22 protein-coding genes are annotated in these 21196 nt (G+C 69.4%); 7 read left to right on the forward strand and 15 right to left on the reverse strand.

Going from position 1 to position 21196, the window contains the following annotated elements; translation table 11 throughout:
- Window positions 1–83: 83 nt before the first annotated feature.
- Complete coding sequence (locus P3F85_RS00755; protein WP_374009359.1) at window positions 84–1562, reverse strand: glycosyltransferase; 1479 nt, start codon at window positions 1560–1562, stop codon at window positions 84–86.
- Between the two features lie 158 nt (window positions 1563–1720).
- Here P3F85_RS00755 and P3F85_RS00760 point away from each other — a divergent pair, with 158 nt between their 5' ends.
- The gene (locus P3F85_RS00760; RefSeq protein ID WP_374009360.1) at window positions 1721–2542 is read left to right on the forward strand and encodes an MIP/aquaporin family protein; all 822 of its coding nucleotides are present in this window, start codon (window positions 1721–1723) and stop codon (window positions 2540–2542) included.
- A 17-nt stretch (window positions 2543–2559) separates the two neighbouring features.
- Here P3F85_RS00760 and P3F85_RS00765 read toward each other — a convergent pair whose 3' ends face one another.
- Window positions 2560–3252, reverse strand: a complete 693-nt coding sequence (locus tag P3F85_RS00765) for a CE1759 family FMN reductase (protein WP_374009361.1) — start codon at window positions 3250–3252, stop codon at window positions 2560–2562.
- 34 nt (window positions 3253–3286) lie between these two features.
- Window positions 3287–4474 (reverse strand): LLM class flavin-dependent oxidoreductase, encoded by a 1188-nt coding sequence (locus tag P3F85_RS00770; RefSeq protein ID WP_374009362.1) that lies wholly within the window; start codon window positions 4472–4474, stop codon window positions 3287–3289.
- Window positions 4475–4654: 180 nt separating this feature from the next.
- Between P3F85_RS00770 and P3F85_RS00775 the strand changes: the two genes are divergently transcribed.
- The gene (locus tag P3F85_RS00775) at window positions 4655–5575 is read left to right on the forward strand and encodes a DMT family transporter (RefSeq protein ID WP_374009363.1); all 921 of its coding nucleotides are present in this window, start codon (window positions 4655–4657) and stop codon (window positions 5573–5575) included.
- Between the two features lie 82 nt (window positions 5576–5657).
- On the opposite strand, the gene P3F85_RS00780 is transcribed toward P3F85_RS00775, so the two are convergent.
- The 5 genes from P3F85_RS00780 to P3F85_RS00800 form a co-directional block, all read right to left on the reverse strand.
- Complete coding sequence (locus P3F85_RS00780) at window positions 5658–6722, reverse strand: alpha/beta hydrolase (RefSeq protein WP_374009364.1); 1065 nt, start codon at window positions 6720–6722, stop codon at window positions 5658–5660.
- A 105-nt stretch (window positions 6723–6827) separates the two neighbouring features.
- A complete protein-coding gene (gene purL, locus P3F85_RS00785; RefSeq protein WP_374009365.1) occupies window positions 6828–9146 on the reverse strand; it encodes a phosphoribosylformylglycinamidine synthase subunit PurL in 2319 nt (772 codons plus the stop codon).
- Window positions 9147–9209: 63 nt separating this feature from the next.
- Window positions 9210–10025, reverse strand: a complete 816-nt coding sequence (locus P3F85_RS00790) for a hypothetical protein (RefSeq protein WP_374009366.1) — start codon at window positions 10023–10025, stop codon at window positions 9210–9212.
- Complete coding sequence (locus P3F85_RS00795; protein ID WP_374009367.1) at window positions 10022–10603, reverse strand: RNA polymerase sigma factor; 582 nt, start codon at window positions 10601–10603, stop codon at window positions 10022–10024. The genes P3F85_RS00790 and P3F85_RS00795 overlap by 4 nt, the downstream gene beginning before the upstream one ends.
- 223 nt (window positions 10604–10826) lie before the next feature.
- A complete protein-coding gene (locus tag P3F85_RS00800) occupies window positions 10827–11558 on the reverse strand; it encodes an NYN domain-containing protein (RefSeq protein ID WP_374009368.1) in 732 nt (243 codons plus the stop codon).
- Window positions 11559–11707: 149 nt separating this feature from the next.
- Here P3F85_RS00800 and P3F85_RS00805 point away from each other — a divergent pair, with 149 nt between their 5' ends.
- Window positions 11708–12061 (forward strand): VOC family protein, encoded by a 354-nt coding sequence (locus P3F85_RS00805; RefSeq protein WP_374010974.1) that lies wholly within the window; start codon window positions 11708–11710, stop codon window positions 12059–12061.
- Between the two features lie 33 nt (window positions 12062–12094).
- On the opposite strand, the gene purQ is transcribed toward P3F85_RS00805, so the two are convergent.
- The 6 genes from purQ to kynA are packed head-to-tail and all read right to left on the reverse strand — an operon-like array spanning window position 12095 to window position 17191.
- On the reverse strand, window positions 12095–12793 hold the full coding sequence (gene purQ, locus P3F85_RS00810; protein ID WP_374009369.1) for a phosphoribosylformylglycinamidine synthase subunit PurQ: 699 nt from the start codon (window positions 12791–12793) through the stop codon (window positions 12095–12097).
- Window positions 12793–13053: a phosphoribosylformylglycinamidine synthase subunit PurS gene (gene purS / locus P3F85_RS00815; RefSeq protein WP_374009370.1), complete on the reverse strand. Its 261-nt coding sequence runs from the start codon at window positions 13051–13053 to the stop codon at window positions 12793–12795. The genes purQ and purS overlap by 1 nt, the downstream gene beginning before the upstream one ends.
- 50 nt (window positions 13054–13103) lie before the next feature.
- Window positions 13104–13949: a PaaX family transcriptional regulator C-terminal domain-containing protein gene (locus P3F85_RS00820; protein WP_374009371.1), complete on the reverse strand. Its 846-nt coding sequence runs from the start codon at window positions 13947–13949 to the stop codon at window positions 13104–13106.
- Entirely contained in the window at window positions 13942–15216 is a 1275-nt protein-coding gene (locus P3F85_RS00825; RefSeq protein ID WP_374009372.1) for a kynureninase, read from the reverse strand. The genes P3F85_RS00820 and P3F85_RS00825 overlap by 8 nt, the downstream gene beginning before the upstream one ends.
- A complete protein-coding gene (locus tag P3F85_RS00830) occupies window positions 15213–16337 on the reverse strand; it encodes a hypothetical protein (RefSeq protein WP_374009373.1) in 1125 nt (374 codons plus the stop codon). The genes P3F85_RS00825 and P3F85_RS00830 overlap by 4 nt, the downstream gene beginning before the upstream one ends.
- Window positions 16334–17191, reverse strand: a complete 858-nt coding sequence (kynA, locus tag P3F85_RS00835) for a tryptophan 2,3-dioxygenase (protein WP_374009374.1) — start codon at window positions 17189–17191, stop codon at window positions 16334–16336. The genes P3F85_RS00830 and kynA overlap by 4 nt, the downstream gene beginning before the upstream one ends.
- A gap of 218 nt (window positions 17192–17409) precedes the next feature.
- On the opposite strand from kynA, the gene P3F85_RS00840 reads away from it, so the two are divergent.
- From P3F85_RS00840 to P3F85_RS00850, 3 genes are read left to right on the forward strand one after another with little or no spacing between them, the layout of a single operon-like run.
- On the forward strand, window positions 17410–18216 hold the full coding sequence (locus P3F85_RS00840) for an HAD family hydrolase (protein ID WP_374009375.1): 807 nt from the start codon (window positions 17410–17412) through the stop codon (window positions 18214–18216).
- Window positions 18213–19355: a zinc-binding dehydrogenase gene (locus tag P3F85_RS00845; RefSeq protein ID WP_374009376.1), complete on the forward strand. Its 1143-nt coding sequence runs from the start codon at window positions 18213–18215 to the stop codon at window positions 19353–19355. Before P3F85_RS00840 ends, P3F85_RS00845 begins: the two co-directional genes overlap by 4 nt.
- A gap of 9 nt (window positions 19356–19364) precedes the next feature.
- A complete protein-coding gene (locus P3F85_RS00850) occupies window positions 19365–19967 on the forward strand; it encodes a uracil-DNA glycosylase family protein (protein ID WP_374009377.1) in 603 nt (200 codons plus the stop codon).
- Between the two features lie 4 nt (window positions 19968–19971).
- Here the strand turns inward: P3F85_RS00850 and P3F85_RS00855 are convergent, their stop codons facing one another.
- The gene (locus P3F85_RS00855; RefSeq protein ID WP_374009378.1) at window positions 19972–20493 is read right to left on the reverse strand and encodes a gamma carbonic anhydrase family protein; all 522 of its coding nucleotides are present in this window, start codon (window positions 20491–20493) and stop codon (window positions 19972–19974) included.
- Between the two features lie 91 nt (window positions 20494–20584).
- Here P3F85_RS00855 and P3F85_RS00860 point away from each other — a divergent pair, with 91 nt between their 5' ends.
- Window positions 20585–21196 (forward strand): PadR family transcriptional regulator, encoded by a 612-nt coding sequence (locus tag P3F85_RS00860; protein WP_374009379.1) that lies wholly within the window; start codon window positions 20585–20587, stop codon window positions 21194–21196.

The raw sequence follows: 21196 nt of genomic DNA on the forward strand, positions 1-21196 counted from the left end.
TGCCCGGAGGCGCGCATCCGTCGTCAGGCCCATCCCGGCGGTCGGGCGTCATCCTCTGGATGTGCACCCGCGGTACGACACGGTCAGCCGGTGGCGACGCGGCCGACCTTCTCCGTCTTGTCCCACTTCGCCTCGGTGCCCGCGAGCTCCTTGAGGTAGGAGTCGAACGTGATCGCGCAGAGCAGCGAGCCGTACCCGGCGAGGTAGATCAGGGCCGGCGACAGCCAGCGTCCGGCCCGCGTCTTCTCCGCCTTGCGGGCGAGCCACGCGAACACCATGGAGAACGGGATCCAGATGTAGATCGCGAGGGTGATGACGAAGAGGGTGGGCCCATCGAGCGTCGCGCCGAACAGGCCGGGCAGCCAGACCAGCATCACCGGCGGGAACAGGGCCGTGATCATGACGAGCATGTTGATGATCCCGGGGAACAGGAGGACGTGGCCGAGCTCGTGCTTGGTCGTCTTCCCGTCGGTCTGGGATCCCAGGATCAGCACGAACAGGTAGGCCAGAGCGGCCGAGATCCAGAGCACCCGGAACACGCCGGTCGCGACCTCGTTCTGGAGGAAGAGGAGCCCGGCCAGCCCGACGGACGAGAGGATCATGATCAGCGGCAGCAGCCAGAGGCTGAACCACACGATCCCGAAGCTGATGCCGCCCAGGTGGTGCTTCCGCGACGGCCGGAACCAGACCTTCGAGTATCGCGCCGTGACCGAGACGTTCCCGCGGGCCCACCGCAGCCGCTGCTTCCACAGACCGTCGATCGCGCGCGGCTCCTCCGCGAGGACGTGGGCGTGCGGCTCGAACACGACCTTGCGGCCCTGCAGCTGGGTCTCGAACGTCGTGATCGTGTCCTCGGCCAGTGTCGACGTGTCGATGCGGCCGCCGATGGCGAGCAGGTTCTCGCGGCTGTGCAGCTGCGCCCCGCCGGCGAGGCAGGCCTGGGCGCCGAGGACGTTCTGCGCCCGGCGAGCTGCGGGCTGCGACAGCACGTACTCGGTGCTGATGAACTTGGTCAGGTAGTTGCGGTCGGCGCTGCCCTCACGGATGTACGCCGAGACCGCTCCGACCTCCGGATCGGCGAGGTGGCGGGTCATCCGGCGCAGGGAGTCGGGGGTGTAGATGACGTCGGCGTCCATGATGAGGAGCGCCTCCATCCAGTCGTCTTCGAGGATCTTGGCGATGCCGTGGTTCAGTGTGTGCGCTTTGCCCTGGCCGCCCTGCTCGCGACGCAGCAGGTGGACGTTGCCGGGATACTTCGCGGCACGCTCGGTGACCGCGATCGGAGTGTCGTCGGTGCTGGCGTCGTCGACCACGTAGATGCGCAGGGCCTCGCGCGGGTAGTCGAGCTTCATCAGCCGGTCGATGGAGGTGCCGATCACGGCACCCTCGTTCCAGGCGGGGACGACGATGGCGACGCGGGGCAGGTAGGGGGCGGCCTTCTTGTAGTGGTTGATCCACGCGTGGAACGGGATGACCACGAAGGTCGCGGCGGCCGCGACGACGGGGATCAGCCCGGACAGCGCAAGGATCAGGCATACGACGACGCCGATCCATTGCAGCACGGTGAGAATGTCCAACCCCGAAGACCTCCCTGTTCTACCCTGCAGACTACCGCGGGGGACGCCCGCGCGAGACGGCGGCGCTGAGCGGCCGTTCGCAGAACTGCCTAGCCTGCCCGATTCCCGGGCTCGTATGCTCACCGCGACACAGGGAGTGAGCGATGGTCAATCCGCAGAGTCAGGAGAATCGCTGGCGCTTCGAGCGCTGGTTCGAGCTCGAGGTCGTCCAGCCGATGGCGGACTTCTCCAATCCACGTCAGGAGTGGAGACGTCTCGTCTCCGAGGTCTACGGCACCTTCCTGCTGGTGCTGGTCGCCGCGGGCGGCGGGATGATGAGCCAGGCGTTCCCCGGGACCATCAGCCGCACCGATGCGGTCGTCGCGCCGGGCCTCATGGTCCTGGGGATCATCCTGTTCATGGGCAAGATCTCCGGCGCGCACCTCAACCCCGCCGTGACGCTCGCCTTCTCCCTCCGCGGCGACTTCCCGTGGCGGCGGGTTCCGGGCTACATCGTGGCGCAGCTGGGCGGAGCGACACTGGCGGCGCTGGTCCTGCAGCCGATCATCGGCGTCTCGGCGTCGTACGGCTCGAACTACCCGGCTGACGGGTACACCGCGTTCCAGGCCTTCCTCATGGAGGGGCTGCTCACGCTCGGACTGGTCAGCGTGATCCTGGGCACCGCCTCCGGGGCGCAGAACCTTGGCGTGATCGGCGCCCTCGGAGTCGGCGGCTATATCGCCCTCGCCGGGCTGTGGGGCAGCCCGATTTCCGGAACCTCGATGAACCCCGCGCGCACGTTCGGTCCCGATCTCGCTTCGCTCGACTTCCGGGACTACTGGGTCTACGCCGCTGGGCCGCTCGCGGGGGCGGTCGTCGCTGTGCTTCTCGCGTTCGTGCTGCGCGGGTACGGCGGCGGCCGGAGCGGGTCGGAAGCCGCCCAGGGTGCGCTGGCGACCGAAGTGGGACGTCCGGACCAGGCCTGACGTCCCACTCCGAAGCGCTACCGCCGCTGGGTGGGCAGCGTTCCGCCGGCCGCGAGGCGCATCAGGTCGGAGCCGAGGTCGATGCCCAGCTCCTCGCCGCCCGCCGAGCCGAACTCGTGCTGGTAGCTGTCCCAGGATGCGCCGGTGATCTTCGACTCGACCTCCGACTCCATCAGCACGACCAGTTCGCGAGCGGCGCGGTCGATGCGCTTGGTGAGGGATTTGTCCTGCCAGTCCTCCGTGGCGGCGAACACCGAGGTCGGAGTCGTCATCGTGCGGAGGAAGGCGAACAGAGAGCGCATCTCGCCGTCGACGACCAGGGCGTGCCGCGCGGTCCCGGCGGTCGCGCCGAGCACCACCGGCTTCGCGATGAGCAGGTCGTTGTCGAGCACCTGGAAGAACGAGGTGAACAGTCCGCTCGGGCCGGCCTTGTAGACCGGCGCCGTCGCGATGATGCCGTCCGCCGCCTTCAGCGCCTCGATCGCCTTCGTGAACTTCGGGCCCAGGTGACCGGACGCGAGGGCCGCGCCCAGCTCGGGCAGCAGCTCCCGGAGGTCCAGGTTGAGCGTCTCGACCGTGCGACCGTCGCGCTGGGCGGTCGCTTCCACCCGGAGGGCGAGCCGGTCGGCGAGCATCTTGGTGGACGACGGGTCGCTGACGCCCGCGTTCACCACCACGACGCGGAACGGTCGCTGCTCGGTGCTAGTCATGTTGTCCTTCTCTCGATTCGTTCCGGGCTGGTCGTCAGAGCGACGGGTAGCTGGCCTGGAACTGCTCCTCGGTGTCCTGGTACGGGGACGCACCGGTCACGTTGTCGCCGCGGTTCGCGTTCGGGCGCGGCTGGCGCGGGGCCGAGTCGCCGTACTTGGCGACGACCAGCGACTCGTGGGTGGGCGCGTCCGGCGTCTCCGGGTCCTTGCGGGCCTCGGTCTCCTTGCGCAGCACCGGGATGACGTACTCGCCCAGCAGGTCGAGCTGCTCGAGCACGGTCTTCAGCGGCAGGCCGGCGTGGTCCATGAGGAACAGCTGGCGCTGGTAGTCGCCCGCCCACTCCCGGAACTCGAGGGTCTTGTCGATGACTTCCTGGGGGCTGCCGACGCTCAGCGGTGTGGCCTCGGTGAACTCCTCCATGGTCGGGCCGTTGCCGTAGACCGGAGCTTCGTTGAAGTACGGCCGGAACTGGTCCTTGGCGTCCTGCGAGTTCTTCGCGATGAACGCCTGGCCGCCGAGCCCGACGATGGCCTGCTTCGCGGTGCCGTGTCCGTAGTGCTCGAACCGCTCGCGGTAGAACGCGATCAACCGCTGGTAGTGGTCCTTCGGCCAGAAGATGTTGTTCGCGAAGAAGCCGTTGCCGTAGAAGGCGGCTTGCTCGGCGATCTCGGGCGTGCGGATGCTGGCGTGCCAGACGAACGGGGGCACGTCATCCAGCGGACGCGGGGTGGAGGTGAAGCCCTGCAGCGGGGTGCGGAAGCGTCCCTCCCAGTCGACGACGTCCTCGCGCCACAGGCGGTGCAGGAGGTTGTAGTTCTCGAGGGCGAGCGGCAGGCTCTGGCGGATGTCCTGGCCGAACCAGGGGTACACCGGGCCGGTGTTGCCGCGCCCGACCATGAGGTCCATGCGGCCCTTGGAGAGGTGCTGCAGCATCGCGTACTCCTCGGCGATGCGCACCGGGTCGTTCGTGGTGATCAGCGTGGTCGAGGTGGTGACCGTGAGCTTCTCTGTCAGCGCCGCGATGTGCGAGAGCAGGGTGGTGGGGGACGAGGAGAAGAACGGCGGGTTGTGGTGCTCGCCGATGGCGAAGACGTCCAGCCCGACCTCCTCCGCGTGGGTGGCGATCTTCACGATCGCATCGATGCGCTCCGCCTCACCCGGCGTCTCCCCGGAGACCGGGTCGCGGGTGATGTCGCTGACGGAGAAGATTCCGTACTGCATGACTGGCTCCTCTTGTTGTTCTCGCCGTTTCTATGCAAATGCATACAACGTGGAGTCGCGAGAAGTATTCCCGCCTCCATGATGTCCCGCTGCCGGAGCATGCGCGACCGTGGCCGGATCTTGTGCAACCCTGTCCGATTCCCGCGCGTGCGCGTCGGCGGCAACCGATAGCGTCGAGGGGTGAAGGTCGCAGTGCAGTTCGCCGCCATGGGGCTGGTCTGGGGTGCCAGCTTCCTGTTCATGAAGGTCGCGCTCACGGGGGTGACCTTCGGCCAGGTGGCCTGGGCGCGCCTCGTGTTCGGCGCCGTCACCCTCGGACTCATCGCCCTGGCGATGCGCGTGAAGCTGCCGCGCGAGCCGATCGTCTGGCTGCACTTCTCCGTCGTCGCCGTCACGTACTGCGTCATCCCGTTCCTGCTGTTCGCCTGGGCGGAGCAGTACGTCTCGTCGAGCCTGGCCAGCATCTACAACGCGGTGACCCCGATCACCACGGCGATCCTCGTCACGGCCGCCTTCCGCGTCGAGAAGCTCAACCGCGACCAGGTGCTCGGAGTGCTGGTCGGCATCCTCGGCGTGGTCATCGTCGTCGGCCCCTGGGCTGTGGATGCGCTGGCCGGCAGCCTCTGGGGACAACTGGCGTGCCTGGGCGCTGTCACCTGCTACGGCTTCAGCTTCGGCTACATCCGCCGGTTCATCAGCCCACGGGAGGTCTCGGCGACCGTGAGCGCGTTCCTCAACATCGGCATCGCCGCAGTGATCATGCTGCTTCTCACCCCGATCGTGGCCTGGCACCCGATCACGTTCAGCTGGCCGGTGTTGCTGTCCCTGCTGGCGCTCGGCGCGCTCGGCACCGGTGTGGTCTACATCTGGAACATGAACGTGCTGCGCGCCTGGGGGCCGACGATCACGTCCGGCGTCACGTACGTCACGCCCGTGGTCGGGGTGGCGCTCGGCATCCTGGTGCTCGGCGAACACCTCACCTGGAACGAGCCGGTCGGCGCTGCGATCGTCATCTGCGGCATCCTGCTCACGCAGCAGCGGGTACGGCTGTTCACCCGCCGTCAGGCCGAGCCGGCCGCGCAGGAGGCCGTGTCGCGCTAGTCGTGCGCTGCGTCGTCGACGCTTCCGATCCATGGGTCGGGACACGCCGTTATGCCGGGCCGACAACGGCGTGTTGCGACCCCTAGTTCCGGGGACCTCCGCCGGTGTGGGCGCGGAGGAAGGCGATCGTCGCCGCGAGGGCCGTGTGGGCTTCCTCGAATCGCAGGTGGAACTGGTACTCGTGCGGAAGCGCCGGCTCGTGGTCGGCAGGCCAGAAGAGTTCCGTCACGTCCACGCCCTTCGCCCGCAGGGTCGCCGCCATGGGAACGGACTGCGTCCACGTGAGGCCGTCGCCGTTGCCACCCGAGATGTAGGTGGGCGGGAAGTCCGCCGTGACGTGCTGGATGGTCGACATGGTCGCGCCGACGTAGGTCTGCGACCAGTTCTTGGTTCCGCTGTACGCCCAGAGCGCCGTCTTGAACCCCCAGCCGTTGATGCCGGTCAGGTCGGCCAGGGCGTCGAGATCGTAGACGCCGCAGTTGAGGACGACTCCTGAGAGCTGGCTCGGCTTCAGAGCCGGCGTGATTCCGAGCAGGTGCGCATACTCGCGGCTCGTGGTCATCACCGCGAGCTGGCTGGCCAGCTGGGAGCCCGCTGAGTCGCCGGCGAGCACGATCCGGTCGCGGTCGATGCGGAGGGTGTCGGCGTGCGCGTCGAGGTAGCGGAGCGCCTCATTGAGCTGCCGGACCGCGGTCGGATATGTCGCCTCCGGCCCGACGGTGTAGTTCACCCCGACCGTGGTGAAGCCCTCGGCGGCGAGGATCTGGAGGTACGGGTCGACGTTCTCGCTCGCGCCTGAGATCCAGGCCCCGCCGTGGATCCACACGACCGTGGGCAGCGGGCCTGCGGCGTGCTCCGGGTGGAAGACGTCGAGCGTGGTGTCGGGCGATCCGGGTGCGTAACGGATTCCGAGCTCCGAACGGATGCCGCTCGACGGGACGAACGGTTTCATCTCGGCGACGGTCTCGGCGGCGCCCTTCTCGAACACGCTCCGGATGACGAGGGCCGACGGCCACGGCGACGCGGATGCGAGGCTTGCGAGGATCAGCAGGCACAGCAGCACGATCGCCGCGATCGAGACGACGCGGCGTGCCCGCCGGGAGAGCACCGGACGCGCCGGCAGGTCGTCGGCGCGCACGCGTGTCATCCCCTCACGCTACCGTCCCCCCTCGCCATCGCTTCCTCGGTTAATCCGCCGACACGCCGCGCGCCGACGGATTAAGTGAGGAAGCGTTGAGGGGTGAGGAGGTGATCAGGCGACGGTCGGGCCGAAGTGTTCGGGGAGGGTCGAGCGGTGGACGCCGCGCAGCTCCTCGAGGCCGACCGTGAAGAGGTCCTGCACTTCGAGCACGGGCTGGGCGCCGACCTCGGCGTCCGTCACGCCGATGCGGAGGGCCGGGATGCCGCGCCCCTCGCACAGTCCACGGAACTTCACGTCGTCTTCCCGGGGGACCGACACGATGACGCGGGCGGTGGACTCCGAGAACAGAGCGGTCGCCGCATCCACACCGTCGCGCTCCTCGATCTCGGTCAGCCAGACGCGAGCGCCGACGCCGAAGCGCATGACGCTCTCGGCGAGGGCCTGCGCGAGGCCGCCGTCGGAGAGGTCGTGCGCGGACGAGATGAGACCCTCCACCGCACCGGCGCGCAGCGCTTCCGCGAGGGCGCGTTCGGCCGCAAGGTCGACCGCCGGCGGGTGGCCGCCGAGGTGACCGTGGATGGTGCCCGCCCACGCCGAGCCGTCGAGCTCTTCGCGGGTGGTGCCGAGCAGGTAGATGTTCTCGCCCTCGTCCTGCCAGCCGGCGGGGATACGGCGGGCGACGTCGTCGATCACACCGAGCACTCCGACGACCGGCGTCGGGAAGATCGGGGTGTCGCCGGTCTGGTTGTAGAAGGAGACGTTTCCGCCGGTCACGGGGATCTCCAGCTCCAGGCACGCGTCCGAGAGTCCCTCGACGGCCTGGGAGAACTGCCACATGACCTCGGGGTTCTCCGGGCTGCCGAAGTTGAGGCAGTCGGTGACCGCGACCGGTGTCGCACCGGAGGCGGCGACGTTGCGGTATGCCTCGGCGAGGGCCAGCCGTGCGCCCTGCTTCGGGTCGAGCTGGCAGTAGCGGCCGTTCGCGTCGGTCGCGATGGCGAAGCCGAGGCCGGACTCCTCGTCGACGCGGATCATGCCAGCGTCGTCCGGGAAGGCGAGCGCAGTGTTACCGCCGACGAAGTAGTCGTACTGGTCGGTGATCCAGCCCTTGTCGGCCAGGTTGGCGCTGCCGAGGAGGGCGAGCGTCTGCTCCCGCAGCTCGTCGCCGGTCGTCGGGCGGGGGAGCACGGAGGCCGAGTCGTCCTGCAGGGCGTCGATCCAGGTCGGGTAGGCGACGGGACGCTCGTACACCGGGCCGTCGACCGCGACGGTGCGCGGGTCGACGTTGACGATCTCCTCGCCCTTCCAGTTGATGACGAGGCGCCCGGTCTCGGTGACCTCGCCCAGCACGCTGGTCTCGACATCCCATTTGGCAGTCACGGCGAGGAAGGCGTCGAGCAGCTCCGGCTTGACGACCGCCATCATGCGCTCCTGGCTCTCCGACATGAGGATCTCCTCCGCGGTGAGCGTCGGGTCGCGCAGCAGCACCTTGTCGAGCTCGACGAACATGCCGCCGTCGCCGTTGGAGGCGAGCTCGCTGGTCGCGCACGAGATCCCGGCGGCGCCGAGGTCCTGGATGCCCTCCACGAGGTTGTCGCGGAACAGTTCCAGGCAGCACTCGATGAGCACCTTCTCGGCGAACGGGTCTCCGACCTGGACGGCGGGGCGCTTGGTCGGACCGCCCGAGGAGAAGGTATCGGACGCGAGGATGCTGGCGCCGCCGATCCCGTCGCCGCCGGTGCGAGCGCCGAAGAGCACGACCTTGTTGCCGGCTCCGGATGCGTTCGCCAGGTGCAGGTCTTCGTGGCGGAGCACGCCGACGGACAGCGCGTTGACGAGCGGGTTGCCCTGGTAGATCGGGTCGAAGTAGGTCTCGCCGCCGATATTCGGGAGGCCGAGGCAGTTGCCGTAGAACGAGATGCCGGACACGACGCCGTGCACCACGCGAGCGGTGTCCGGGTTGTCGATCGCGCCGAAGCGCAGCTGGTCCATCACGGCGACCGGACGTGCGCCCATCGAGATGATGTCTCGGACGATGCCGCCGACGCCGGTCGCGGCGCCCTGGAACGGCTCGATGTACGAGGGGTGGTTGTGCGACTCCACCTTGAAGGTGACGGCCCAGCCTTCGCCGACATCGACGACGCCGGCGTTCTCGCCGATGCCCACCATGAGGTTCTTCTTCATGGCCGGGCTGACCTTCTGCCCGAACTGGCGCAGGTACATCTTCGACGACTTGTAGGAGCAGTGCTCCGACCACATCACCGAGTACATCGCCAGCTCACCGCTGGTGGGGCGGCGCCCGAGGATCTCGCGGATGCGCGCGTACTCGTCCGGCTTCAGGCCGAGCGCCGCGTACGGCTGCTCCCGTTCGGGAGTCTCTGCGGCGTTCGCGACGGTGTCGACGACGTGGGTGGTGGCGGTGTCGGTCACGCGGGGACTCCTGGCTGGGCGGGGCAGGGGGATGCGGTCCAGTCTACCGGGCTGCGCGGCGGGTCAGGCCGGGCAGTGCTCCGGTGGAATCGCCCGAACAGAGTTCATCCCGTACGGAAGGACGGCTTGGTTGCCTACCTGGATGCTCCACACGACGTCTCGCATCACCGCAAAGACGATCCATCCGCCGTGGCCGTCGGTCAGACCGTAGTAGTCGACGCTGTCGCTGTACCCACCGGTCCTCTCGATTCCCGGATACGCCGCCATCAGCTCAGCCAGAGTTGAGCTGATGCCGATGCCCTCCGGTGTTTTCGGGGTGACAGCGCGATCGTCCCGGTCAGGGACGCCCAGATTGCCGAACTCGATCGTTGCCGTCCGGCCCGAGTCATCCTGGGCGCCGATGGCGTAGAACCACAGATTTGTCGGTGACTGCAGGACTGCCTGTACGTCCACGCAGATTGAGTCCGTCACATCGGCGAACGTGGGCACAGCATCGTGTTGCGACCGGAACGGCGTGCCGAGTGCGACGGGACCAACGCTCTCGAACCCGATCACCCAGGTCGACGGATCGGCTGGATCCTGTACTGGTGCCGTCGCGGTCGGCGTCGGGGTCGAAGTAGGAGCCGGCGTCGCGGTCGGTGTCGGGGTGGGTGTCGGCGTCTCGGTCGGCGCGGCCACCGGCTTCGGGTCCAAGAGGCCCGTGCCGAGGGCGTAGGCGACGCCACCGCCGGAGATGCTCACGGCGAGGAGGACGAGGGTGACGACCAGTGCGGTTCGCTTTCGTCCGCCGGCCCGGCCCGGGTGCGCGGCCGCGTTGCTCACCACCAGGTCGCGGATCGCCGCCTTACGGCGCGGGTCGAAGGTGGGCTCGTCGTTCATCGCTCTCCTCCGTTCATCTGAATCGGCTCCTGCAGGAGCTCGGTGAGGCGGGCCTTGGCGCGCGACAGTCGCGATTTGACGGTGCCCGGTGCGATCCCCAGCGCAGCGGCGGCGTCGGCGGTGCTCAGTTCCTCGAGCACGCACAGGGTCAGGATGTCCTGGTCGCGTCGTGGGAGCGTGGCCAGCGCCGTGCGCAGAGCGGAACGGCGCGAGTCACGGTCGATCCGGTCGTCGATGGCGCCCGCGTGATCCGGTGCATGCTCGGGCGGGGGCAGCTGCTGCAGGCCCTCCCGGTAGCGGCGGGACGAGCGCGCAAAGTTGCGGAACACGAAGTTCGTCATGACCAGCAGCCACCCGATCACGGAGTCGTTCACGACGCGCATCGAGTCCCGGCGGCGCCACGCCTCCAGGAACACGACGGCCGTCACATCCTCGGCGTCGTGGATGGACGATGTCAGCCTGAGCGCCTGGCGGAAGACGCGGTCATGGTGCAGGTCGAACAGCGCTCCGAATGCATCAGCGTCGCCTTCGCGCACACGTACGAGCACGCTCGACTCGTCCAGTTGGATACCCCTCACATCTATGAAGTGTCCGCGACCGGGGCGGTGGTTCCCAATCGAACCGGGCTCGCCCTAGTCCGGGCGCTGGAGCGATCAGCCCACCGGAGGGGCGGGAGCCTCAACTGAGGTAGTAGCGCCCTCGTAGGGCCGTCGCTCCGAACGGCATGGATAGTGGCGATCTGCTACGCTGTCGTCATACCGCTCGGTCCCTCTGGGGCCGAGTTTTCTTTAAGCGGTCGATCTACCAACCGACTGGTTTGCTGATGTGCTGCACCGTTGTTGGCATTTGCGCGGACAGCACGTCCGAAGGCTGGAGTCGGTGCCACCAGTGGCCGCCGATGCCGTCAGCAGGACTTCCGCTCAGTGCGCCCGCTGTGTAGTTCTTCGTCGGGTTTACGGTTCCGACGGGCACTCGCTTACGTGCCTCCTTCACAGGAAATGCCAAGTCGCTGTCATTGCTTATGACGACCGCAGCGTCAACATTTCGTTGTAGGACGTCGAGCAATAGGTGCGAGGCCACGTTTACGTCGGAGCCCTTCTCCTCGCGCCGCGCGACCGACGCCATGAAGATTGATGCCGGAGCGTTGTTCCCTGATCCATCCTGGACCATTAGAGGCCACGTCGGATTTGTGATGATCGGACGCCCACGCTTATCTGCGACGGCCAGCGGCGATGTCGAGGTGCGTACGACGTAGCTGCCCATTTCTGCACGATCGATCGAACCGTGCAAAGCCAGCGCGCGCAGATAGGTGTCTTGATCGCGCTGGCCTGTCTGGTTCCCGCCCTGCCGGATACGCGCGGTGCAATACACCACTCGCAGGTGCGCAACACTCGTCCAACCCGAATAAGAGGCGACCAGCTGACGGGAAAAGCGCCTGAGGTCGAGCCAGCGCCACCCGGCGGTACTCCGGCCGCACAGCCCGCGGGCCCCGTAGTACAGATTGAAGCCATCGACATAAACACCTACGCGCATACGACGACGCTATGCGAGTTGCGAGTCGTGCCTGCGATTTGGAGGCCGAACAGGATGCCGAACGTATCCACATCCCGCGCTCAGGTGTTCGAGCACGGTCGATGCGTCGATGAGGTGCATACTCGTTGAGCACGGGCGGAGGGCCGCAGATGTTGACCGTAGGATCGATCGTCCTTCGAGTGGATGACCTTGCACGGCAGGAAGCCTTCTGGTCCCGCGCACTCGACTACGAACGACACCACGCGACGGACGACTTCGTGCTCCTGGCGCCTCGCGACGGCAACGGGCCGAACCTCTCCCTCGACATGGTGCACTCGGAGCGGGTCTTGCCGCCGCGCATCCACCTCGATCTCTACGCGAATGACCAAAGCGCTGAAGTCTCCCGGCTCGTCGGGTTGGGGGCTCGCGAGGTCCACTGGGACGGCCGGCCGGCGGACGCCGATTACATCATCATGGAAGACCCGGAGGGCAACCGCTTCTGCGTCGTCGACGCTGAAAGCTGACGCTTCGCGCGAGGCGACAGCCGCAGGTGTTCGCTACGCCTCGACGAGGGCCGAGCGGATGACCGAGGTGAAGAAGGTCAGCCCGTCCGTTCCGGAGCGCATGGCGTCGCGGGTGTCCGGGCCGAAGCCGGGCTCGACCGCGTGCTCGGGGTGCGGCATGAGGCCGACCACATTACCGCGCTCGTTGCGCACGCCGGCGATGTCGTTGAGCGAGCCGTTCGGGTTGACGCCCTTGTAGCGGAAGACGACCATCCCCTCGCCCTCGAGCCGCTTGAGCTCCTCGGCCGACGCGATGAAGCCGCCCTCGCCGTTCTTCAGCGGGATGACGATCTCCTGGCCCTGCGTGAAGCCGGTCGTCCACGGGGTCGCCGCGTTCTCGACCGTGAGGTGCTGGTCACGGCGGATGAAGGTGCCGTGATCGTTGCGGATCAGCCCGCCGGCGACGAGGTGGGCCTCGGCGAGCATCTGGAAGCCGTTGCAGATGCCGAGCACGGGCATTCCCGCGGCCGCAGCATCCACGACCTCGGTCATGATCGGCGAGAGGGATGCGATGGCGCCGCAGCGCAGGTAGTCGCCGTAGCTGAAGCCGCCGGGCAGGACGAGGGCGTCGACGCCCTGGAGGTCGTGCTCGCCGTGCCAGAGGGCGACCGGCTCGGCGCCGGCGAGACGCACGGCGCGTAGGGCGTCGCGGTCGTCCAGCGAGCCGGGGAAGGTGATGACGCCGATGCGCATCAGGCGTCGACCTCGGCGGGGTAGTGGATGCCCACCACGTCTTCGATCACGGAGTTGGAGAGGATGTCGTCCGCGATCTCCTGGACGGCCGCACGCAGCTCGTCGTCGATCGGGCCGTCGACGGTGAGCTCGAAGCGCTTGCCGACGCGGACACCGGAGACGCCACCGCGGCCGGTGCGAGCGAGCGCCCGGGCGACGGCCTTGCCCTGCGGGTCGAGCAGCTCGGCCTTGGGCATCACTTCAACAACGATGGTCGGCACGGGGATACTCCGCTCACTCGGGCGACAAGGGTGGGGGTTCGGAGTCGATTCTACCGTGCGCGCCCGACGCTGAGGGCCGGAGCGGCGACCGCGGCCGCGTGGGCGATCGCGCGGCCCTCCAGCTGCTCGCGGAGGCGCTGGAACACCGCGGCGGAGTCCGCGCCCGGCCAGCCCGCACGGAGCGCTTCGGCGGGGAGGCCGGGATCGCGGTACGGGATGACGCGCCACTCGTCGAGCGCGCGCATCCACACCGCGAAGGCCTGCGCATCGTCCGCCGGTTCCGGCGCACCGGCGAAGCGGGAGAGGAACGACTCGTGGACGCGGCGGATCGACGGCAGGTCGTACCAGCGGGCGAGTCCGGCGGCCAGGTCGCCGCGAGGCGACGCGTCGGCGAAGAGCACGATCTCGGCCTCGCCGGCGATCTCGCGCGCTGCGGCCGCCAGCTCGTCCTCCAGCGCCGCCGGGGCGATCCACAGGCCGTCGGCGACGGTTCCGCAGCCGAGGGCGGCCAGGCGTCGCCGGAGCCGGTCCCGGCTGCTACGTCGACGCTCCGGAAAGGAGAAGGAGAGCACGCACCACGCGGTCGCCTCCACGCGCTCGCCGAAGATGCGGTCGTCGCCGCGCTCGAGCATCGGCACGGCCGCGGGCTCCAGCGCGTACCCCGCAACGCCGTCCCGCGGCTCCCTGCGCAGGACGCCGCGCGAGCAGAGCCGGGCGAGGCTGGAGCGCGCGGTCGCGGCGGGGACGCCGAGGTCGTCCATCAGCCGCACGGCGCCGGCCGCGCTCATCCACCCTCCGATCGGGCGCAGGACGCTGCCGACGACCGTCCGCAGCAACGCCGTGGCGCTGCCGCTGGTCGCCTCCAGGTCGTCGCGGGCGTCCGCGACGTCAGTCATGGGTCAGTTCGCCGAGCGCATCCCGCACCGCGGCCATCCCGGTGCACACCTCCTCGAAGCTGGTGCTCAGCGGGGACAGACCGACGCGCAGGCCGTCCGGGTCGCGGTAGTCGGGGATGACGTCGCGCTCCCAGAGCAGCGCGGTCACATCCCGCATCGCCGGGTGGCTCAGGGTGATATGACCGCCCCGCCGTTCCGGGTCGCGCGGGCTCGCCAGCGAGACTCCGAGCGGGGTGAGCCACTCGTCCGCGAGCGCGATCGCGAACTCGGTCAGGGCGATGGATTTGGTGCGCACCGCCTCGATGCCCGCCTCCTCGATCATCGCGATCGTGTCGCGCATCCCCAGCATCCCGACGATCGGCGGAGTCCCGCTGATGAAGCGGCGCACCCCCTCCGCCGGCTGGTACTCCGGGCCCATCGTGAAGACGTCGCGCACGCCCATCCACCCCTGGATCGGCTGCGTGAGGCGGGGGATGAGGCGCGCGTTCACGTACCCGAAGGCGGGGGAGCCCGGACCGCCGTTGAGGTATTTGTAGGTGCAGCCGACGGCCAGGTCGACGTCCGCGGCGTCGAGCTGGACCGGCACGGACCCGGCCGAATGGCACAGGTCCCAGAGCACGAGAGCGCCCGCGTCGTGCACGATCCGGGTGATCGTGTGCAGGTCGGCGAGGAAGCCGGACCGGTACGCCACGTGGCTGAGGACCACGAGGGCGGTATCGGGACCGACCACCGCCGCGACCTGCTCCGGCGTGACGCCCGCCTCCGTGTCCGCCTCGATCCAGACGAGTCGCAGGCCGCGCTCGCGTGCGATGCCGTCGAGCAGGTAGCGGTCGGTCGGGAAGTTGTCCGTGTCGAGCACGATCTCGCTGCGCTCGGGCAGGCTGTCGACGGCAGCGCGCGCCAGCTTGTAGAGCAGGACGGTCGTCGAGTCGCCGATGAACGTCTGGCCCGGAGCGGCGCCGAGGGCAGCACGCCCCAGGTCGTCGCCGATCGTGAACGGCAGCTCCATCCACTCTTCGTCCCAGCCGCGGATGAGCCGGTCGCCCCAGCCGTCCAGGAGGAAGCGCTGGATGTGTTCCACACTTGCCCGCGTCGGGCGGCCGAGCGAGTTGCCGTCGAAATAGGCGACGACCTGCGAGCTGCCGTCGTCGATGCCGGCGAAACGTGTTCGGTACGAGGCGAGAGGATCGTGCGCGTCGCGTTCGCGGGCGGCGCTCAGCGGGTCGGGCGAGAGGGAGACGGGAGGAGCGGTGTCGAAATCGGTCATGCGTCGTCCTCTGAGGTGGTGGTGCCGGAAGCGGTGGTGGGGTCTGATTTGGTGGGGTCGGCACCCTCGGCCAGCTGCGAGACCGTGGTGCCGCGGGCTGTGGCGAGCCAGGCGGGCAGGGCGCTGCGGAGGTCGTCGTGCTCCAGGGGAGCCGACGGGACCCAGGCGACGCGGGGGCCGATCGTGGGCGCGAGCCGGTCGTCCGGGCGGCGCAGGCCGGCGATGGAGCGGAGCACTGCGTCGGGGTCGATGCCCGAGTCCAGCATCCCGCGCAGCTCACGTTCGTTCACGCCGACGGCGAGGGGGCCGTTCCCGAGGTCGGTGCCGTAGAGCACGCGGCCGCCGGCGCGGGCGAACCGTCCGAGGTTGTCGGTGGCGATAGCGTACTGCTCGGTGGGGTCGCCCCAGCCGTGGATGTCCAAGGTGCTGACCCAGCTCATCCCCCGCCGGGCGGACTCCTCGATCAGGGTGTCGTCGACGCGCTCGGTGAAGGGAGCGTGCGCCAGCTGGTCGGCTCCCGCGGCCACCGCGCGGGCGGTCTCGCCGGCGCCCTGGACGTGGACCGTGACCCGAACTCCCTGCGCGTGCGATTCGGCCACAATCCCGTGGAGAACGCGGTTATCCACGGTTTCGCCGGCCTCGCTGTTCAGGGTGACCTTGATGCGGGAGGCTCCCAGCATGACATTCGCCCGCACCGCCAGCCGAGCCTCCCGCTCGCCGCCGACCTCCGTCGAGGAACCCGGCGGCCCCCACCCGGCATTGACCGGGTAGCCGCCCACGCACGTGATCAACGAGCCGACGATGGCGACGGACGGCCGCGACAGGTCGTCAGTGAGCCACCCGGCGGCCACGGCGGGGATCCAGCCGAGGTCGATCGCATGTGTGATTCCGCCCGCCAAGACGGCGTGCTGGTCGGTGAGGCCGAGGTGCGTGTGGTGGTCGGTCAGGCGTGGGAAGAGGGTGCCGTCGACGCGATGGTGACGCGCGCGGGCGTGCGCCGGGATGTCCTGCAGGGGATGCAGGCGCTCGCCGTCGCAGCGGAAGGTGGTCTCGCCGAGGAAGCGGTGTCCGTTCCAGACCGCATCGACGGTGAGGTACGTCTCGGAGGCCGTCTCGGTCATGCGGGGGCGCCGATTTCGGTGCGTACGGCGTACAGCTCGGGGAAGAAGGTCAGCTCGAGCGCTTTCTGCAGGAACGACGACCCGCTCGATCCGCCGGTGCCGGTCTTCATTCCGATCGTGCGCTGCACGGTCTTCAGGTGACGGAACCGCCAGAGCTGGAAGTTGTCTTCCAGGTCGACGAACTCCTCGCACGCTTCGTACTCCGGCCAGTGGTCGTTCGCATTCTCGTAGATCTCGCGGAAGACGGGGACGAGCTCCGGAGTGAACACGTGCGCGTGGGTGACGTCGCGCTCCAGCAGCTGTGTGGGCACGGCGAAGCCTGCGCGGGCGAGGTAGCGGAGGAACTCGTCGTAGATGCTCGGCGCGTCGAGCAGGTCCGACAGCAGCGCGTGCGCGGCGGGGTCGCTCTCGAAGACGCTCAGCATGCGGCTGTTCTTGTTGCCGAGCACGAACTCCACCGCGCGGTACTGGTACGACTGGAAGCCCGACGAGTTGCCGAGGAATCCGCGGAACTCCGCGTACTCGGTGGGCGTGAGCGTGGCCAGTACGGACCACTGCTCGGTCAGCGTGCGCTGGATGTGCTTGACGCGAGCGATGCGCTTGAGCGCCGGCGACAGGTCGTCGGCGCGGAGCAGGTCGCGCGCGGACTCCAGTTCGTGGAGCACGAGTTTGAGCCAGAGCTCGGTCGTCTGGTGCTGGATGATGAACAGCAGTTCGTCGTGGTGGGCCGGACGGCTCACCGGGCGCTGCGCACTCAGGAGCGTCTCCAGGTCGAGGTAGGAGCCGTACGACATCCGCTCGCGGAAGTCGGTGACGATGTCGGGATCGAACTCGCGGGTGTTGTCGTCGGCCATGCTGCAATTCTGAGCCGGTCGTCGACATTGTGCAACAGCGGATTCGGGCGCCCGGATGATCTCCCGCCGTCCCCGGTCCGTTCACCCGCCGGTTACCCGGAGTTGCGCACGCCGTCGCACCCGGCTCCTAACCTGGCGGCACGCTGACGCTCGGGCGGCGCGGACAGTGGCATCGTCGCCCGACCGGCATGTCGACGACCGCGACGAAAGGCACCACGATGACCCCTGACGGACGCATCACCAGCGAGTTCGACGACGTCGTGGAGGCCTGGGACGAGCTCGACGACGACCGCGACGACGACCGCGACGACGACCTCGCGGATCTCGAACTCGTCGTGCTCGGCCTCACCGGGACGACCGTGGCCGACGACGGCCTCGTCGAGCGCGCGTTCGCACGTGCTGCGGCGGCTGCGGGCATCGGGTCCACCCCGGACGAGCGGGCCGACGCCTTCGCCTTCGCCCGCGAGACGTCCGGGCTGCCCACGCTCGGAGTCTTCCGTGCGCTCACGGGCGACGAGGACCAGGCGCAGCACGCCAACGCCGTCTTCGAGTCCACGTTCATGGACCTGGTCGCGGCGCAGGGGCTGCAGGCCGTACCCGGTGCCGAGGACCTCATCCAGCGGCTCCGTGCAACGGGCGTGGCGGTGGCGCTCACCTCGCCGTTCTCCCCGCGCACGCGCGACGCGGTGCTCGACGCGCTCGGCTGGGACGACCTCGCCGACCTCACGCTGACCCCGGGTGAGGCAGGGCGCGGGCTGCCGTTCCCCGACCTGCCGCTGACGGCGCTCCTGCGCACCGGAGCATCCAGTGTCGAGGGGATGGTCGTCGTCGCGGACACCGCGGGCGGCATCGCGTCGGGAATCGCTGCCGGCGCCGGCTTGGTCGTCGGGGTTCTGACCGGCGCTCACGACGAGCAGACCCTCCTGAACGCGGGCGCGGATGCGGTGCTCCCCAGCATCGCCGACCTCCCCGAGCTGCTCGGGTACGAACTGGCCGGCTCCGTGGAGGGGTTGGGCGTCCGGTGACGATCAAGGCGGTCACGCCGCGCGTCGTCGAGCCGCCTGCGCGCCTGGGTCTGGGGGTGAGCGTCTACCCGTCGGCGACGGCGATGGTGTGGCCGGGCGAGGGCCACGCGCACGAGGCCGTCGCCGTGCCCGGGGTCCGGCTCGCGCCCGGCGACGCGCTGGTCGCGGTGGAGCTGGCGACCGTCTGCGGCTCCGACATCCACACGGTCCGCGGGCAGCAGCAGGCGCAGGCGCCGCTCGTGCTCGGGCACGAGCAGGTCGGCCGGGTCATCGCCCTCGGCAGGGGCGGTGCCAAGACGACCGACGGGCACCGCGTCACGCTGGGGGAGCGGATCGTCTGGTCGGTGGCCGTGCCCTGCGGGCGGTGCGCCCGCTGCCGTCGCGGCCTCCCGCAGAAGTGCTCGAACCTGCAGAAGTACGGGCACGAACGCATGCGTCGCGGCTGGGAACTGTCGGGCGGGTTCGCCACGCACACCCACATCCTCGACGGCACCCCGCTCGTGAGGGTCCCTGACGAGATTCCCGCGGAGGTGCTGGCACCGGCGTCGTGCTCGACGGCGAGCGTGGCCGCGGCTCTCGAAGCGGCCTCGGCGATCGTTCCGCTCGAGGGCGCGCTCGTGGTGATCGCGGGCGCCGGGATGCTCGGCCTGACGGCGACCGCGATGGCGACGGAGGCCGGAGCGCGCGTCGTCGTCAGCGACCCGATCCCGGAGCGGCGCGAGACCGCGCGGGCCTTCGGTGCCGTGGCCGTCGCCGACCCGGCCTCCCTCCCCGCGGTGCTCGCCAAGGTGGGCGGCCGTACGGTCGCGCCGACCGTGGCGCTCGAACTGTCCGGCAACCCGGCGGCTGTCCGGTCCTTGCTCGCAGCGGTGGATGTGGGCGGCGTCCTCGTGCTCGTCGGCTCGGTCACGACGGGTCCGGAACTCGGCGTCGCACCGGAGCAACTGGTGCGCAACCTCCTCACCATCCGCGGTGTGCACAACTATGCGCCGCGGCACCTGGAGCAGGCGGTCCGGTTCCTGGCCGACGCCTGGCAGCGTTACCCGTTCGCCGAGCAGGTGGGCGAGACGTTCGCCCTGGCCGACGTGGATCGGGCGCTCGCCGCGAGCTCCCACCCGCGTGTGGCCGTGCGGCCCTAGCCTGGGGTGGTGTTCGACCGCTTCTTCGAGATGATCCGCGAGGTGCCCGCGCCGGACGATGCCGAGCTGCTCTACGGCGACGACGAGCTGGGCCGGCTGCGGGAGCGCAACCTCCGGCGCTACCTCGATCGGGAGCACGCGCCGATCCTCCTCCTCGGTGAAGCGCCCGGCTGGCGCGGGATGACGGTGACCGGCGTCCCCTTCACCTCGGTCCGGGAGGTGGACGCCGGGGTGCTGCCCGGCCTCGAGCTGCCGGCCGAGCCGCAAGCGCCCTGGGAGGCGTCCAGTCGCGTCTTCTGGCAGACGATGAGCCAGTGGCGCGGGCCCCTCCCGCTGTCGTGGCCGGTGTATCCGCACCACCCGTTCGTGGCCGGACGCCCGCTGACCAACCGCACGCCTCGGTCGTCGGAGGTGCGCGCGGGCGGCCCGGTCGCTGAGGAGCTGATCCGCGCGCTGGGGATCGAGACCGTCGTGGCCGTCGGCCGCAAGGCGCAGGGCGCGCTCGCCGAGGCGGGAATCGAGGCCCCGGCGGTGCGGCATCCCGCTCAGGGCGGAGCGCGGATGTTCACCGACCAGCTGCTCGCGCTCAACCGGGCGATGGTCGGCGACTGACGGCTCAGTCCAGGGGAGTCGCCTGGCGGTGCTCCGCCGTCTTCGAGAGATAGACGGCGGCGTTGCGGGCGATGCCCGCGAACTCGTCATCCGTGACCTCGCGCCGCACCTTCGCGGGCACTCCCGCGACCAGCGATCGCGGCGGGATGACGGTGCCCTGCGTCACGAGCGCTCCTGCCGCGATCAGTGAGCCGGAGCCGACGTGGGCTCCGTTCATGATCGTCGCGCTCATCCCGACGAGCACGTCGTCCTCGATGGTGCAGCCGTGCAGCACGGCGTTGTGCCCGACCGACACCCGAGCCCCGACGGTGAGCGGGAACTCCGGATCGACGTGGGCGGACACGTTGTCCTGAATGTTCGAGTCGCGCCCGACGCGGATCGGCGCGTTGTCGGCGCGGACGACCGCTCCGTACCAGACGCTCGCCCCCGCCTCCAGCGTGACGTCGCCGACGACTGTCGCCCCGGGCGCGACCCAGGCCTCGGCGGACAGCTGAGGGGAGCGCCCTCCCGGGAGTGAGTACAGCATCGTCTCTCCTTCTTCACCTGCTGTTCACGGTACTTGACTCGGATTGACCCGTGCCGTATATTCCTTGTGGAATAATCAACACGGAACAATCATGGCTGAATCACGAACCCTCACTCCCCTCGCCGTCGCGGCGCTCGCGCTCCTCGCCGAAGGACCGTCGCACCCCTACGAGATGTACCAGACCCTGGTCCAGCGCTCGGAGGACCGGCTCGTGAAGGTACGCCCCGGCTCGCTCTATCACACGGTCGACCGCCTGGCGCGGCACGGCCTGGTGCGCGCGACCGGCACCGAGCGCGAGGGCAACCGGCCCGAGCGCACCACCTACGCGATCACCGAGGACGGCACGCTCGCCCTCGGCGAGCGCGTCGCCGAGATCATCGCGACCCCCGTCAACGAGTTCCCCGAGTTCCCGCTCGGTCTCGGGGAGTCGCACAACCTGCCCGCCGAGACCGTCATCGCGTTGCTCCGCAAGCGCGTCGGCCTCATCCGGGCGGACATCGCCATGTACGACGCGGCGATCGCGACCGTGCGGGCGAAGTCGCTGCCCGCCAAGTACTGGGTGGATGTGCGCTACCAGCGCGCAATGGCGGAGGCCGATGCGGCCACGCTCGAAGCCCTCATCGACGACCTCGAATCGGGAGAACTCTCCTGGGACGAGGAAAAGCACGGAGCGACCTCGCTCTCGCAATTAGGAAGAACGTGA

Origin of the sequence: Leifsonia sp. T36S-04 (assembly GCF_042465655.1) — a bacterium.
GTDB lineage: Bacteria > Actinomycetota > Actinomycetes > Actinomycetales > Microbacteriaceae > Leifsonia.

Excerpts from the sequence above, each read along its gene's own strand:
- P3F85_RS00790 (WP_374009366.1), bottom strand. The coding sequence starts at position 10,025 with ATGAACGACGAGCCCACCTTCGACCCGCGCCGTAAGGCGGCGATCCGC.
- purQ (WP_374009369.1), bottom strand. The coding sequence starts at position 12,793 with ATGCGCATCGGCGTCATCACCTTCCCCGGCTCGCTGGACGACCGCGAC.
- kynA (WP_374009374.1), bottom strand. The coding sequence starts at position 17,191 with ATGGCCGACGACAACACCCGCGAGTTCGATCCCGACATCGTCACCGAC.
- P3F85_RS00825 (WP_374009372.1), bottom strand. The coding sequence starts at position 15,216 with ATGACCGATTTCGACACCGCTCCTCCCGTCTCCCTCTCGCCCGACCCG.
- P3F85_RS00765 (WP_374009361.1), bottom strand. The coding sequence starts at position 3,252 with ATGACTAGCACCGAGCAGCGACCGTTCCGCGTCGTGGTGGTGAACGCG.
- P3F85_RS00855 (WP_374009378.1), bottom strand. The coding sequence starts at position 20,493 with ATGCTGTACTCACTCCCGGGAGGGCGCTCCCCTCAGCTGTCCGCCGAG.
- P3F85_RS00800 (WP_374009368.1), bottom strand. The coding sequence starts at position 11,558 with ATGCGCGTAGGTGTTTATGTCGATGGCTTCAATCTGTACTACGGGGCC.
- P3F85_RS00805 (WP_374010974.1), top strand. The coding sequence starts at position 11,708 with ATGTTGACCGTAGGATCGATCGTCCTTCGAGTGGATGACCTTGCACGG.
- P3F85_RS00840 (WP_374009375.1), top strand. The coding sequence starts at position 17,410 with ATGACCCCTGACGGACGCATCACCAGCGAGTTCGACGACGTCGTGGAG.
- P3F85_RS00860 (WP_374009379.1), top strand. The coding sequence starts at position 20,585 with ATGGCTGAATCACGAACCCTCACTCCCCTCGCCGTCGCGGCGCTCGCG.
- P3F85_RS00780 (WP_374009364.1), bottom strand. The coding sequence starts at position 6,722 with ATGACACGCGTGCGCGCCGACGACCTGCCGGCGCGTCCGGTGCTCTCC.
- P3F85_RS00830 (WP_374009373.1), bottom strand. The coding sequence starts at position 16,337 with ATGACCGAGACGGCCTCCGAGACGTACCTCACCGTCGATGCGGTCTGG.
- P3F85_RS00760 (WP_374009360.1), top strand. The coding sequence starts at position 1,721 with ATGGTCAATCCGCAGAGTCAGGAGAATCGCTGGCGCTTCGAGCGCTGG.
- P3F85_RS00770 (WP_374009362.1), bottom strand. The coding sequence starts at position 4,474 with ATGCAGTACGGAATCTTCTCCGTCAGCGACATCACCCGCGACCCGGTC.
- P3F85_RS00820 (WP_374009371.1), bottom strand. The coding sequence starts at position 13,949 with ATGACTGACGTCGCGGACGCCCGCGACGACCTGGAGGCGACCAGCGGC.